The sequence below is a fragment of the Nocardiopsis changdeensis genome (assembly GCF_018316655.1).
In the GTDB taxonomy this organism is placed as follows: domain Bacteria; phylum Actinomycetota; class Actinomycetes; order Streptosporangiales; family Streptosporangiaceae; genus Nocardiopsis; species Nocardiopsis changdeensis.
The window spans coordinates 612,177-625,121 of record NZ_CP074133.1 but is presented as its reverse complement, the minus strand read 5'-3'; the positions used below and the strand labels follow the sequence as shown (position 1 = coordinate 625,121).

The window sequence follows — 12,945 nt, the reverse complement described above, 5'->3', positions numbered from 1 at the left end:
CCGGCCGGTGAGGGGCGGACCCCCGGTCGGGGACTGGTCGGAGCGGCCCGGGTTCTTCCAGCGGATGGGGATCGGGGTGTCGCTCACCCTGGGCACCGGGCTGGCGGCGGTCGCCCTGACCGGGTTCCTGGCCATCTCCGCGATGCTGCCGGGGGCGGACACCGCCTGGTCGCACCCGGCGGCCCTGGGGGACGTGACGGCCGAGGCCGACGACGCGGGCCCGTCCACGGGGGCGTCGACGCTCACCGACAACCCGCTCTACCTGGCCGGGGAGCTGGGCGAGGTCACCTGCGAGACCCCAGCGCTGGACGAGGAGGACCCGGAGTCGGTGGAGGGCTTCGTGCACGCCCTCGCGGACTGCCTGGACCGGGCCTGGGGCTCCTACTTCGCGGACGCCGGGATGGAGTTCACCGCGCCCAACCGGGTGTACTGGTACACCGAGGGGCACAGCCCCTGCGGGGCGTTCCCGACGGGGAACACGGCGGCGTTCTACTGCCAGGCCAACCGGGGCCTCTACCTGGGGGTGGAGGACATCGTGGAGGCGTCGGCGGGCAGCGACCGCCCGGAGGCGTACACGTTCGTCATCAGCCACGAGTACGGGCACCACGTGCAGGGGCAGTCGCGGATCCTTGCGGAGTTCCACTCGGCCCGGGCGGGGGTGCCGCGGGCCGCGGCCGACGAGCTGACCCGCCGCAACGAGCTCCAGGCCAACTGCCTGGGCGGGGTGTTCTTCGGGGCGGCCGAGGACCACCTGGGATTCGGTCCGCGGGGCCGGGAGAACATCCTCGACGACGTCGTCCGGCGCTCGGACCGGGGCCTGGGGCACACGCACGGCAGCGGGGAGAACGGCCGGCTGTGGACCGCTCACGGTATGGACCGGGTGGACCCGGGCGCGTGCAACACCTGGGACGCCCCCGAGGAGCTGGTGCGGTGACGGCGGCGGTGCGCGGACCGGTCCGGTCTGCGTGGTGAGGACGGGACGGTCGGCGGTGCCGGATTCGGGTGAGGCGGCCGCGGCGGAGCGGGCGCGGCGCACCGACCGCCGCGTGTTCACGATGGTCACCGGTCTGTTGGTGGCCCTGCTGGCGCTCACCCTGCTGTCGTGGACGACCGTCGAGGAGACCGGCGGCGGGGACGCGGCGGACGCGTCCGGCGCCCCGTCCGTGTCCGACGGCGGGAGCGGGTGGCAGCCCTCGGGGGGTGACCGCTCGGGGCCGCTGCCGGGCGCGGCTGAGGTGCCGGACCGGCCCGCGGGGCACGCGGCGCTGGTGGCCAACCCGCTGTACGGCACGGGGCGGCTGAGCCCGCGCCCGTGCCCGGCCCCGGCGCTGGACGTGGACGATCCCGAGTCGATGGAGGCGTTCCTGCACTCCGTCGCGGACTGCCTGGACGACGCCTGGGAGACCCAGTTCGCGCGGGCGGGCATCCCGTTCACGCCGCCGCGCCGGGTGTTCTGGGACGAGCCGGGGGTGAGCCCCTGCCGCAGCTACCCGTCGCAGGCCGGGGCGTTCTACTGCCGGGCGAGCGCGAGCATCTACATCGGGGTCGCCGACGTGGTGGACAAGTGGAACGGGGCGCGCAACGGCGTCGTGTACGCCTCGCTGCTGGCCCACGAGTACGGGCACCACGTCCAGGGCGAGTCGGGGCTGCTGGAGTACTACCACGAGCAGCGGGACCTGGAGCAGGGCCACGCGGCGCGCAACGGCTGGACGCGGCGCGGCGAGCTGCAGGCGAACTGCCTGGCCGGGGCGTTCCTGGGATCGGTACGGGTGGGCTACCCGCTGACCGACGACGACCTGGACACCCTGCTCACGGACGCGGAGGCCACCGCCGACCGGGAGGGCGGCCCGGAGAGCGAGCGCACGCACGGCTCGGCGGAGAACAGCGTGCACTGGATGCTCACCGGCTGGGAGGAGCAGACCCCGGGCGCCTGCAACACCTGGGCCGTGGACGACCTCTCCCTGGTCGACTGACGCCGGCCGGGGCGGCCGCGCGCCGCCGGAGGGCGGCGCCGGACCCCGGTCGTCCACAGGACGGGAAGAGGCGCTGTCACGCGGCCACGGAGCGTGGCAGGATGCTGGCATGACGGATCACGTCGAGCCCCTCCGATCCCTCGACCCCCTCCCCGCCGCCGCCCCTCCCGTCCACCCGCCTGCCGGCTCCCCCGCCGCGGCGGAGCCGCCGCCCGCGACCGACCCCGGCGCGGACCCCGGCGGCGGACCCGCCGCCGGGCCCGTCCGCGGGCGGGTGGAGCTGCGCGTACACGGGGTCAGCGGCGGCCAGGCCGAGGAACTGCTGGACGTCGAGCCCGCCATGCGGGTGGGCGGCGACCGGCTCGCCGGGTTCTTCCGCTGGCGCCGGGGCGCGGACACCGAGACCGTGCCCGGGGTGCGGCGGGAGATCTTCGCCTGGGGCAACCTCACCTCGGGCAGCTCCTCCCGCGCCTTCTGGCTGCTGCTGTTGCCGTTCATGCTGGTCAACGTGGCGTACTGGATGCGCCCGGGGCGGGCGACCCGCAACCTGCGCGGGGCGGCGCGGGTCGCCGACAACGTGTACGGGGCCGGGATGCGGCTGCTGGCGCTGTCCCTGACCGTGCTCATCACGGTGGCCGCCGCCGGGATCGGCGTGGACCTGCTCGGGTGGCAGTGCGCCGCCGGGCTGGGCGAGGAGTGCGCGCGGGCGCGGCCGTGGCTGTCCTTCTGGGCGTCGCCCGACTCGGTGCTGTCGGCGACCGGTCCGGCCCTGGCGGTGGGCTCGCTGGTCCCGCTGGCGGTGGTGGCGGTGCTGTGGCGGCTGTCGCGGCGCACCGCGGCCGACTACGAGGTGGTCTCCGCCCCGGCGCCGCCCGTGTACGACCCCGGGGCCCCGCTGAGCCACCCCGACCTGTGGCGCAACAGCGAGATCATGGCGCGGCTGCGGTCGGCGCACATCGCGGTGTCGCTGGGCGTGCTGGCGCTGCTGGTGTCGGTGCCCGCTCTGCTGTACGACGCGGCCGGCGGCCAGGCCCGCGCCTGGGGCGCGGTGCTGGTCGGGGCGCTGGGGGCGGTCGCGCTGGTGAGCGCGGCCAGTGTGCTCGTCCCCGGGGTGGACCCGCGGTGGAACGCGCGGGCCGACCGCCTGTGCCGGCTGCTGCGCGACGCCACCCTGGTGCTGCTCGCCGCGACCGCGGTGTACGTGCTGTGGCCGCGCCCGGGGTGGTCCGCCCAGGGGCGGCTGCCCGGGCACGCGTCGGTGCTCAACGCCCTGTTCACCGTCCAGGTGGCGCTGGTGCTGCTGACCCTGGCGGCCGCGGTGGTGCTGTACGCCTCCGCCCGGGCGCACCGGGGGGCGGCGATGCGCGGGATGGCCGGGCCGGCCACGGCGGCGCTGGGCGCGCTGACCGGCGGGGCGTTCTCGGCCGCGGTGGTGTACCAGGGCGCGCAGTGGCTGAGCGGCTGCCGGGCGCTGTCCACCCCCGGGGCGGACTGCCTGCCGTTGGAGACCCCCACCGTGTACTCCTGGCTGCAACTGGCGATCGCGCTGGAGGCGGTGCTGGCGGTGGCCGCGGCGGCGGTGCTCGCGGTGCGGCTGCGGCGGGACACCCGCGCGCACGTGGCCTCGGTCACCGAGGACTACGAGCGCAGCGTGCGCGACCGGCGGACCTGGGACATCGCCCGGGCGCGGGCCCTGGGGCGGATGACCGAGGCGGTGCCCGGGGTGCTGGTGGCGCTGCTGCTCCCGGCGGTGGCGCTGGGCGCCCTGGTGCTGTACTCGATCCTGTCCGGGCACCTGACCCCCGGCGGCCCCGAGCCGGCCGCGGCGGCGGTGGCCGGGCGGGTGCGGGTGGTCGCCCAGGGGGCGGTGTCGGTGCTCATCGGCGCCGGGTCGCTGCTGGGCGGGGCGGCGCTGGTCGCCCTGGTGTGGATCGGCCGCAGCGCCTACCGGGACCGGCCGACCCGGCAGGCGGTGGGCGCCGTGTGGGACGTGGGCACGTTCTGGCCGCGGGTGGCGCACCCGCTGGCCCCGCCGTCCTACGCCGAGCGGGCGGTGCCGCAGCTGGTGGCGCGGGTGGCGCGGATGGCCCGCGAGGGCACCGCGGTGGTGCTGTCGGGCCACTCGCAGGGGTCGGTGCTGGCGGCGGCCACGGTGTGGCAGCTGCCGGACGACTGCCTGGGCCGGGTCGCGCTGATCACGCACGGCTCGCCGCTGGACCGGCTGTACGCGCGGTACTTCCCCGCGTTCTTCGGGCCGGAGCCGTTCGCGGACCTGAACGGCCGGGTGGCGGGGTGGCGCAACCTGTGGCGGACCACCGACGCCATCGCGGGGCCGGTGCGGATGCGCTCGGGGACGGAGACCGCCGTGGTGGAGCCGGAGCGGCCGCTGCCCGACCCCCGCTCCTACGACGCGCTGCCGGGAGAGGCCCGGCGCCCGGAGATCCTGGGCCACTCCTGCTACACGGACGACCCGGCCTACTCCCAGGCGCTGCGCCGGATGCTCACGGAGCTGGAGAAGGCCTACCAGGGGCCGTAGGGGCCCTCGTTGCGGCCGCCGCCCACGCCCTTGACGGCGGGGCGCACGTCGAGCAGGAAGATGAGGGTGGCGACCAGGCACAGCAGGATGAAGAGCGAGACGTTGAAGAACACCGCCAGCGCGGAGAGGCCGGTGGCGACGCCGGTGAGGGTGACCCAGAGCTTCTTGGTCTGCTTGTCCATGATCTCGAAAGCCGCGGCCGGTGTCCGGAGTGCCTCGATCAGGGCGTACAGGCTGGCCACGAAGGTGACCAGGTAGATGACGTACCAGATCATTGCCACAACACACTCCCGACGACGCTCGTGAGGAACGGCAGGTCCGCCCGTCCTCCACGGTAAACGGCCCGGAGGCGCGAATCGTGCCCGGAGGCGGCCCCGCCAGGGGAAGGTCACACCGGCGCCGGGGAGGCGCCGTCCGCCCGAAGGCCGCTCAGATGGTGATGTGCCACAGGCAGGTGACCGAGGCCAGCAGGAAGGCCGAGGCGCCCATGATGACGGCGCCCGCGTGGTAGGAGAGCTCGTCGTCGGGCCGCAGCAGGCGGTTGACCCGGCGCACCACCCCGGGCTCGGCATCCTTGACCGCGGCCATGGCCCCGGCGGGCACCGGGGCGGGCCCGGCGGCGCCGAAGCGCAGCAGCGCCATGGCCAGCTCGCGGGACGAGCTGGTGCGGCGGGCCTGGTCGTCGGCGCACATCTCGATGAGCAGGGCGACGGTCTCGTAGTAGGTGCGCACCAGCCGCACCCGCGGGAAGGCGCGCTTGAGGGAGGAGAACGGCAGCAGCACCAGGTCGTGGCGCTCGCGGAGGTGGGCGTGCTCGTGGGCCAGGACGGCCGCCAGCTCGCGGTTGTCGAGGACGGCGAGGGCGCCCTCGCTGATCACGACCTGGGAGCGGAGCACGCCCGGAAGACAGTACGCGGCGGCGGCCGGGTGCTCGATGACCCGTGCGCCGGGGACGTCCGGGTGGTCGCGGGCCACGAGTTCGAGCAGGTCGTGGTGGCGTCGGCGAACCCGTACCACGTGCACGAAGGAGGAGACCAGGCCGTAGAAGAGCACCAGGGTGAGGACGGCGGCGAGCACGACGGCCAGCAGGTGCAGCACGCCCTGGACGCCCTGGGCGAGTTCGGCGAGGACCAGGCGCCCGGTGACGATGTCGGTGGCCAGGGCGAGCAGGCCGCCCGCGGCGCCGAGCCGGTACGAGGAGAGTCCGAAGGCCAGGAGCGCCCCGATGGTGGACACGCCCCAGGCGAGGCCGAGTGCCTGCCAGGTGATCACGGCCGTGTAGGGCCCGCGCGAGGGCCACTTCGCCCGGTGCAGGAGCGCCATGGCGACGAGGCAGCCTACCGCGACGAGTGAGAGGAGGGCGGCACTGACCATACGGACTAGTTCCTTGGCTGATCGATTTCCGCGAGTGCGCGCCGGAGCGCGTCCGCCTCCTTGCCGTCCATCGACTGGACGAAGGCGGCCAGGGCCGCGTCACGATCACCGGTCTGCCCGAGAGCGTCGAACATCAGCTCGGACACGTAGGCCTCCCGGCTGGCTGCCGGGCGGTACCGCCACGCGCGACCTTCGCGTGCCCGGGAGACGACCTTCTTCTTGGCCAGTCGGTCGAGCACGGTCATGACGGTCGTGTGAGCGAGATCCCGTTCGGCGAGCTCTCGACCGACCTCACGAACCGTCATTGGTTCATCTCGTGCCCACAGTACATCCATCACTGCACGTTCAAGTTCGCCGAGCCGATTCATGCCCTCGAGTCTACTTGCGGTCGTACTACACGCTGTCGTACCCCCACGTTAAATCGTGATGTCCCGCAGGGCAAGGGTTCTCCGTCCCCGGAACCGGGAGGACAGCGTCCCGATACCGCCCTTCTGCACCGACGTGACCTGAGGGATCTGTGAGGCGATTCGCCTCCGGGCCGCCGTGCGGCCGCCGCGGGATGGGATACTGCCGTCCCGCACAGGACCGTCCCGGAACCGGGGGAACGAGGGCCATGGGCACCCAGGAGCGCAGCCGGATCACCGTCGTCGGGGGCGACATCACCGAGCAGCGGGTGGACGCGATCGTCAACGCCGCCAACAGCTCCCTGCTGGGCGGCGGCGGGGTGGACGGTGCCGTCCACCGCAAGGGCGGCAAGGCGATCCTGGAGGAGTGCCGGGCGCTGCGGGCCTCCCGGTACGGCGGCGGCCTGCCCGTCGGGCGGGCGGTGGCGACCACCGCCGGACTGCTGCCCGCCCGCTGGGTGATCCACACCGTCGGCCCGGTGTACAGCGCCACCGAGGACCGCTCCGCCCTGCTGGCCTCGTGCTACACCGAGTCCCTGCGTGTGGCCGCCGAGCTGGGCGCCGAATCGGTGGCCTTCCCGGCGATCTCCACCGGGGTGTACCGGTGGCCGATGCGGGACGCCGCCCGGATCACCGCCGAGGCCCTGCACACCGCTCCGGTGCGGGTGCCGCTGATCCGGGTCGTGCTGTTCGACGACGCGGCGCTCGCGGCCTTCCGGGACGCCTTCGACCCCTCCTGAGCGCGGCCCGGCGCGCGGCGGCCCGATCGTCGCCGCCGCGCGGTAGGAAGGTGGCGGGGACCCGCACCGGAGGAGGGCGAACATGGCACACGACTGGCAGCTCACCGTTGACTGCGCCGAACCGCACCGGATGGCCGCCTTCTGGTCGGCGGCGCTGGGCTACGAGGTGGAGGACCACCAGGACCTCATCGAGCGGCTGGCCGCCGACGGGGTCATCGAACTGGAGGAGCACACCACCCTGGTCGGCGGCCGGCGGGCGTGGGTCACCGCGGCCGCCGTGCGCGACCGGCCCAGCGGCCGCCGCCTGCTGTTCCAGCAGGTGCCCGAGCCCAAGACCGTCAAGAACCGCTGGCACATCGACGTCAACGCGGGCCCCGAGCGGCTCGACGCCGAGGTCGAGCGCCTGGTGGGGCTGGGCGCGACGGTGGTGCGCACGGTCCGGGAGCCGGGGACGCACCACGTGGTGATGCTGGACGTCGAGGGCAACGAGTTCTGCGTCCAGTGACCCGCGGGGCTCAGGTCCCCGGGGAGGCGATGGGCGGCGGGTAGTCGGCGCCCGGGGGGAGCGAGTCCCACGGGGTGTGCGCGGCGCGGCCGGGCAGGCCGGCCAGTTCGGGCACGTACCGGCGCACGTACACGCCCTCCGGGTCGAACCGCCGCGCCTGGCGCAGGGGGTTGAACGCCCGGTTGGGCCGGGTGTCGTTGCCGGTCCCGGCCACCCACTGCCAGTTGCCGTGGTTGTTCGCGACGTCCCCGTCCAGCAGGTGGTCGGCGAAGTGCCCGGCCCCGGCCCGCCAGTCGATCCCCAGGGTGCGGGTGAGGAACGCGGCGGTGATCATGCGGGTGCGGTTGTGCATGAACCCCTCGCTCAGCAGCTGGCGCATCCCCGCGTCCACGATGGGCACCCCGGTGCGGCCCTCCTTCCACGCCTCGAGCGCCGCGGGGTCGTCGCGCCACCGGGTGCCGCGGGGCCGGTAGTCGCGCACGGCGATGTCGGGGAAGGCCGCGGTGACCTGGTGGTGGAAGTCGCGCCAGGCGAGCTGGCGGACGAACTCGGCGCCGCCCGGCTCGTCCCGGGCGAGCGTCGCCGCCTCCAGCGCCGAGAGGCAGCCCATGCGCAGGTCGGCGGACAGGTGCGAGGTCGCCCCGGCGGGCAGGTCGTCGTGCCGTTGCGCGTAGTGCGCCAGGCCGCCGTCGAGCCAGGCGCGCAGCCGCCGCCGGGCGGCCTCCTCCCCCAGGGTGATCGGCCGTTCGGCGGCCTGTCCGCGCCCCTCGTCCAGTCGGGCGGGGATCTCTCCGGGGTCCACCCCGCCGGGGACCGGTACGGCCCCCGGGGCCGGGAGGACCGCCCGCCAGGGGTGGGCCTCCCAGGCGCGCAGGTAGGGCGTGAACACCTTGTAGTGGTCGCCTCCGGCCGGGGTGACGTCCCCGGGCGGTACCACGGTCAGGCCCGGGTGGGAGACCACGCGCAGCCCGACGGCGCGCAGCCGCTCCTCGCGCCGGACAGCGGCCCGGGAGACACCCTCGGTGAGGTGGACGCTCCGGGCCCCCGCCTCCGCCGCCAGGGCCGCGACCTCCGCGGCGGTGTCGCCGCGCCGCACGACCAGGTCGCCGCCGCGGGCGCGCAGGTCCCCGCGCAGCCCGCGGAGGATGCCGGGCAGGGCACGGACCCGGTTGCGGGCCGAGCGGCCCAGGAGCACGGGGTCGAGCACGAACACCGGGAGCACGCGCCGGCCGTCGCGCAGGGCGGCGGTCAGGGCGGGGTGGTCGTGGAGGCGCAGGTCCTGCGTGAACAGGACGACGGCGTGTTCCATGACACACCATCCTCTCACTCTCCGCGAACGAATGACACAGTGAGTGCACAGGTCGGCGGCCGGTGACGGTCCGCCGCGGAAACGGGCAGGGGAAGTACATGGACACTGTCACTCCCGAAGCGGAGAAGGCCGGGGTCAGGCCCCGGATCGGGGCGTCGAGCTGCCTGCTGGGCGTTCCCGTCCGGTACAACGGCGGCCACTCGCGGTACCGCTTCCTCACCGATGAACTCGACCGTTACGTGGAGTGGACCGAGGTGTGCCCGGAGGCCGAGATCGGCCTGGGCACCCCGCGGCCCACCCTGCACCTCCAGCGCCGCGACGGCGGGGACCGGGTGATCTCCAGCGGAGACGGCTCGGACCGCACCGACGAGCTGGCGGGCATCGCCGACGCGCGGCTGGAGGAGCTGCGCGGCCTGGACGGATACGTCCTCAAGAACAAGTCGCCCAGCTGCGGACTGCTGGGCCTTCCGGTGTTCAACGAGGACAAGCAGCGGGTGGACGGCAAGGGGCGGGGGGCCTTTGCGGCCCGGCTCACCGAGCTGCTGCCCGACCTGCCGGTGGAGGAGCAGGGGCGGCTCTCGGATCCGGCTCTGCGCGAGGCGTTCGTGGAGAGGGTCTTCGCGCACGCCCGGCTGCGCACGCTGTGGGAGTCCGGCTGGCGGCCCCGCGACCTGGTGGCCTTCCAGACGCGGCACAAGCTCCAGCTGATGGCCCACTCCCCCGAGGGGTACCGGGAGACGGGGCGGATCGCGGCCGGGGCCGGGAGCGCCGACCCGGAGGCGACGCGGCGCGACTACACGGAGGCGTTCAACCGGGCGCTCTCGGTGCGGGTGAGCCGCGGCAGGCACGCCAACGCGCTCCAGCACGCGTTCGGGATGATCAGCGCCGGCCTGGACGACGCGCGCAGGCACGACCTGCTCGCGGCGATCGAGGACTACCGGGAGGAACGGGCCCCGCTCAGCCTACCGGTGGCGCTGCTGCGCCACCACGGCGAGGCGGACGGGCCGGAGTGGCTGCGCGTGCAGACCTACCTGCGCCCCTACCCGGAGGACCTGCGGCTGCGGCACGCGCTGACGGTGTGACACCACCGTGGCCGAGGGCGCCGCGGAGGGTGCCTCCGTGGGCGGGCGTCTGCATTTCCCACACGGAGGACACACGGGTGATTACCATGGGTGACACCCCTGGTTCTTCAGCGGGATGCCCCTGACCCCCGAGCCCCTCCGAGGCCACCGGTGTTCTCCACGTTCTCCCAGCGCGCCTTCGTACTCGTCTCCTCCGGCCTGGTCGCCGCGGCCGCCGCCGCGCTCGCCGCCCTGCCGCCCGAAGGACTCGTGGAACGGGTCGGCGCCCACCTGGGCCCCGACCCCGCCCTGGCGGGCAGCGCCCTGCTGCCGCCGCGGGAGGGCGGCCTGCCCGCCCCGCTCCCCCGGCCCGGCCAGGTCTCCGCCTGCGTCCAGTCCGCGCCGGCGGAGGTCGTCACGATCCCCGACGAGACCGCGCCCGCGGGCGAACGGGAGCTGTGGATACGCAGACCGGTCGGCCCCGACAGCGCCGACCTGCCCGTGCTCTACCTGCTGCACGGGGCGGGCACCGACCACCGCGGCGCGGTGGACGGCGACGCCCGGGCCGCGCTGGACCGCGAGATGTGCCGCACCGGGGTGGAGTTCGTGGTCGCCGTGCCCGAGCGCACCGACGGGGCGCCCACCGTCCTCACCCGTGCCGCGGTACGCGCGGTCGAGGGCGCGCACGAGCGCCCGCGCACCCTGCGCGCGGTCGGCGGCGCCGACGACGCGGCGCCGGCCGCGGCCGCCTCCCGCCAGGTCTCCCAGGCGGTGCTGTGGAACCCCGCCGGCGGCGAGGTCGCCGAGCCCGTGGCCACCCGCCTCCTACTGGTCGGCGGGGGCACCGGCCCCCTGGCCGACTCCCTGGCCGAGCGGGGTATGACGGTCGCCACCCACACCCCGGACGCGGATCACTCCGGGCGCCGCGCCGCCGACCCGTGGGGGACCGCACTGCCCGGAACCGTCGACTTCCTCGTGTCGGGCTGGACCACTACACCCTAGGACCCGGGCCGTCAACACCCGCCCCCTCGGACCGTCCGCTCAGGAACACTGTGTACCTTCGTCGCTGTTGATGACAAAGGTGTGAACACGACCTGAGAGGACCGGCGGTGTCAGGAATCGTTCCCGTGGGAGGATCTGCGGCGCTTCCGTCCCGGGTGGCGACGGTCAGCCTGCACACCTCTCCGCTGGACCAGCCGGGTACCGGCGACGCCGGCGGCCTCAACGTCTACGTGGTCGAGGTGGCCCGGCGGCTGGCCGAGCGCGGCGTCGCCGTCGACGTGTTCACCCGCGCGACCTCCCCCGAGCTGCCCCCGGTGGTCGAGCTGGCCCCCGGCGTGTCCGTGCGCCACCTGGCCGCCGGACCCTACGGCCACCTCGACAAGAACACCCTCGCCGAGTACCTGTGCCCGTTCATCTTCGGAATGCTGCGCACGGAGGCCGACGACGAGCCCGGCCGCTACGACCTCGTACACGGCCACTACTGGCTGTCGGGGAAGGCCGGCGTGGCCGCGGCCCGCCGCTGGAACGTGCCGCTGGTGCAGTCCATGCACACCATGGCGCGCGTCAAGAACGCCGCCCTGGCCGAGGGCGACCTGCCCGAGCCGGAGGCCCGGGTGCACGGCGAGGACCAGCTGGTGCACCAGGCCGACCGGCTCATCGCCAACACCTACGACGAGGCCCGCCAGCTCAAGGACCACTATGGGGCCCGGGACCCCCAGATCAGCGTGATCCCCCCGGGCGTGGACCTGGACGTGTTCACCCCGGGACCGCGCCGCGCCGCCCTGGAGCGGATCGGGCTGGCCCCGGACACCGAGCTGCTGCTGTTCGTGGGCCGGGTACAGCGCCTCAAGGCCCCGGACGTGCTCGTCCGCGCCGCCGCCCACCTGATCGAACGCGACCCGTCGCTGCGCTCGCGCCTGGTCGTGGGCGTGGTCGGCGGGCTGTCCGGCGGCGGCATGCGCGAACCCCGGATGCTGGCCGACCTGGCGCGGTCCCTGGGCGTCGCCGACGTGATCCGCATGGAGCCGCCGCAGTCGCGCGAGCGCCTGGCCGACTACTACCGGGCCGCCACGGCGACGGTCGTGCCCTCGCACTCGGAGTCGTTCGGGCTGGTGGCGGTGGAGTCGCAGGCCTGCGGCACCCCCGTGGTGGCCGCCCGGGTCGGCGGGCTGACCACGGCCGTCGGCGACCGGTCGGGGATCCTGGTGGACGGGCACGACCCGGCCGACTACGCGGCGGTGCTGCACCGGTTGATCGCCGAGCCCGCCCGGCGTGACAGGCTGGCGGAGGCGGCCCCGGCGCACGCCGCCACCCTGGGCTGGGACCGGACGGTGGACGACCTGCTCGACGTGTACCGCGCGAGCATCACCCCGTACACGGCGCCCGCGGGGCTGTCGCTGGCCGCCGCGCGCTGACGCGCGGCGCGGTAACGGGAGGAACGGGACGACGTGGGAGAACGAACGGCGCGCACGGCGGCGATCGAGGCGATCGCCCTCGCGGTGGCGGAGGCCGGCCTGGAGGTGGAGCGCCCCCGCGAGGGGTCGTTCCTGGTGACCCTGCCGGGTAAGGCCAGGCTCAAGACCCTGGTGTGGCTGGAGGCCGGACCGCACAGCCTCACCCTCACCTCGTTCTTCTGCCGCCAGCCGGACGAGAACCACGCCGGGTTCTACCTGTGGCTCATGCGCAAGAACTCCGACATGTACGGGATGGCGTTCGCAGCCGACGAGGTCGGCGACGTGTACATCCGCGGGCGGCTGCCGCTGGAGGGGGTCACCCCCGACGAGGTGGACCGGCTGCTGGGCTGCGTGCTCACCTACTCCGACGAGAACTTCAACGGCGCGCTGGAGCGGGGGTTCGCGTCCGCGATCCGCAAGGAGTGGCGCTGGCGCGCGGAACGCGGCCACGACATGCGCAACCTGCGCGCGTTCGCCCACCTCGCCCCCGAGGACCACGCGGGCGGCGCGGGCTGAGCGGGGCGGCGCGGCACCCGCGGGATCCCGGGGCCGTGGGGCAACCGCCTCCCCCGGGCCGGGGCGCGTTC

General features: G+C 74.9%; 13 protein-coding genes. 9 read left to right on the top strand and 4 right to left on the bottom strand.

The window, feature by feature from the left end; all coding sequences use genetic code 11:
* Nucleotides 1-64 precede the first annotated feature (64 nt).
* The 3 genes from KGD84_RS03045 to KGD84_RS03035 all read left to right on the top strand — a co-directional run bounded on the left by KGD84_RS03045 (nucleotide 65) and on the right by KGD84_RS03035 (nucleotide 4,509).
* Nucleotides 65-934 carry a neutral zinc metallopeptidase gene (locus KGD84_RS03045; protein WP_220565488.1) on the top strand — a complete coding sequence of 290 codons (870 nt, stop codon included), beginning with the start codon at nucleotides 65-67 and terminating at the stop codon, nucleotides 932-934.
* Nucleotides 935-1,055: 121 nt separating this feature from the next.
* Nucleotides 1,056-1,973: a neutral zinc metallopeptidase gene (locus tag KGD84_RS03040; RefSeq protein WP_220565487.1), complete on the top strand. Its 918-nt coding sequence runs from the start codon at nucleotides 1,056-1,058 to the stop codon at nucleotides 1,971-1,973.
* A gap of 109 nt (nucleotides 1,974-2,082) precedes the next feature.
* A complete protein-coding gene (locus KGD84_RS03035; protein ID WP_255647004.1) occupies nucleotides 2,083-4,509 on the top strand; it encodes a hypothetical protein in 2,427 nt (808 codons plus the stop codon).
* Here the strand turns inward: KGD84_RS03035 and KGD84_RS03030 are convergent.
* From KGD84_RS03030 to KGD84_RS03020, 3 genes are all read right to left on the bottom strand, one after another.
* Nucleotides 4,494-4,784 carry a DUF2516 family protein gene (locus tag KGD84_RS03030; protein WP_220565485.1) on the bottom strand — a complete coding sequence of 97 codons (291 nt, stop codon included), beginning with the start codon at nucleotides 4,782-4,784 and terminating at the stop codon, nucleotides 4,494-4,496. The two genes, KGD84_RS03035 and KGD84_RS03030, sit on opposite strands and share 16 nt — an antisense overlap.
* A 154-nt stretch (nucleotides 4,785-4,938) precedes the next feature.
* Nucleotides 4,939-5,883, bottom strand: coding sequence for a M56 family metallopeptidase (locus KGD84_RS03025; RefSeq protein ID WP_220564599.1), 945 nt, complete (start codon nucleotides 5,881-5,883; stop codon nucleotides 4,939-4,941).
* 5 nt (nucleotides 5,884-5,888) lie between these two features.
* Entirely contained in the window at nucleotides 5,889-6,251 is a 363-nt protein-coding gene (locus KGD84_RS03020; RefSeq protein ID WP_220564598.1) for a BlaI/MecI/CopY family transcriptional regulator, read from the bottom strand.
* Nucleotides 6,252-6,496: 245 nt separating this feature from the next.
* Between KGD84_RS03020 and KGD84_RS03015 the strand changes: the two genes are divergently transcribed.
* Together KGD84_RS03015 and KGD84_RS03010 are read left to right on the top strand one after the other, a co-directional pair.
* Complete coding sequence (locus tag KGD84_RS03015) at nucleotides 6,497-7,027, top strand: O-acetyl-ADP-ribose deacetylase (protein WP_220564597.1); 531 nt, start codon at nucleotides 6,497-6,499, stop codon at nucleotides 7,025-7,027.
* An 82-nt stretch (nucleotides 7,028-7,109) separates the two neighbouring features.
* On the top strand, nucleotides 7,110-7,532 hold the full coding sequence (locus KGD84_RS03010) for a VOC family protein (protein WP_220564596.1): 423 nt from the start codon (nucleotides 7,110-7,112) through the stop codon (nucleotides 7,530-7,532).
* 10 nt (nucleotides 7,533-7,542) lie between these two features.
* Here KGD84_RS03010 and KGD84_RS03005 read toward each other — a convergent pair whose 3' ends face one another.
* Nucleotides 7,543-8,841 (bottom strand): cryptochrome/photolyase family protein, encoded by a 1,299-nt coding sequence (locus KGD84_RS03005; RefSeq protein ID WP_220564595.1) that lies wholly within the window; start codon nucleotides 8,839-8,841, stop codon nucleotides 7,543-7,545.
* A 98-nt stretch (nucleotides 8,842-8,939) separates the two neighbouring features.
* Between KGD84_RS03005 and KGD84_RS03000 the strand changes: the two genes are divergently transcribed.
* The 4 genes from KGD84_RS03000 (at nucleotide 8,940) to KGD84_RS02985 (ending at nucleotide 12,874) form a co-directional block, all read left to right on the top strand.
* On the top strand, nucleotides 8,940-9,923 hold the full coding sequence (locus tag KGD84_RS03000) for a YbgA family protein (RefSeq protein ID WP_220564594.1): 984 nt from the start codon (nucleotides 8,940-8,942) through the stop codon (nucleotides 9,921-9,923).
* Between the two features lie 150 nt (nucleotides 9,924-10,073).
* On the top strand, nucleotides 10,074-10,904 hold the full coding sequence (locus tag KGD84_RS02995; protein ID WP_220564593.1) for an alpha/beta hydrolase: 831 nt from the start codon (nucleotides 10,074-10,076) through the stop codon (nucleotides 10,902-10,904).
* 107 nt (nucleotides 10,905-11,011) lie between these two features.
* Complete coding sequence (gene mshA, locus KGD84_RS02990) at nucleotides 11,012-12,319, top strand: D-inositol-3-phosphate glycosyltransferase (protein ID WP_220564592.1); 1,308 nt, start codon at nucleotides 11,012-11,014, stop codon at nucleotides 12,317-12,319.
* A 33-nt stretch (nucleotides 12,320-12,352) separates the two neighbouring features.
* Nucleotides 12,353-12,874 (top strand): YbjN domain-containing protein, encoded by a 522-nt coding sequence (locus KGD84_RS02985; protein ID WP_220564591.1) that lies wholly within the window; start codon nucleotides 12,353-12,355, stop codon nucleotides 12,872-12,874.
* The last annotated feature ends 71 nt before the right edge of the window (nucleotides 12,875-12,945 follow it).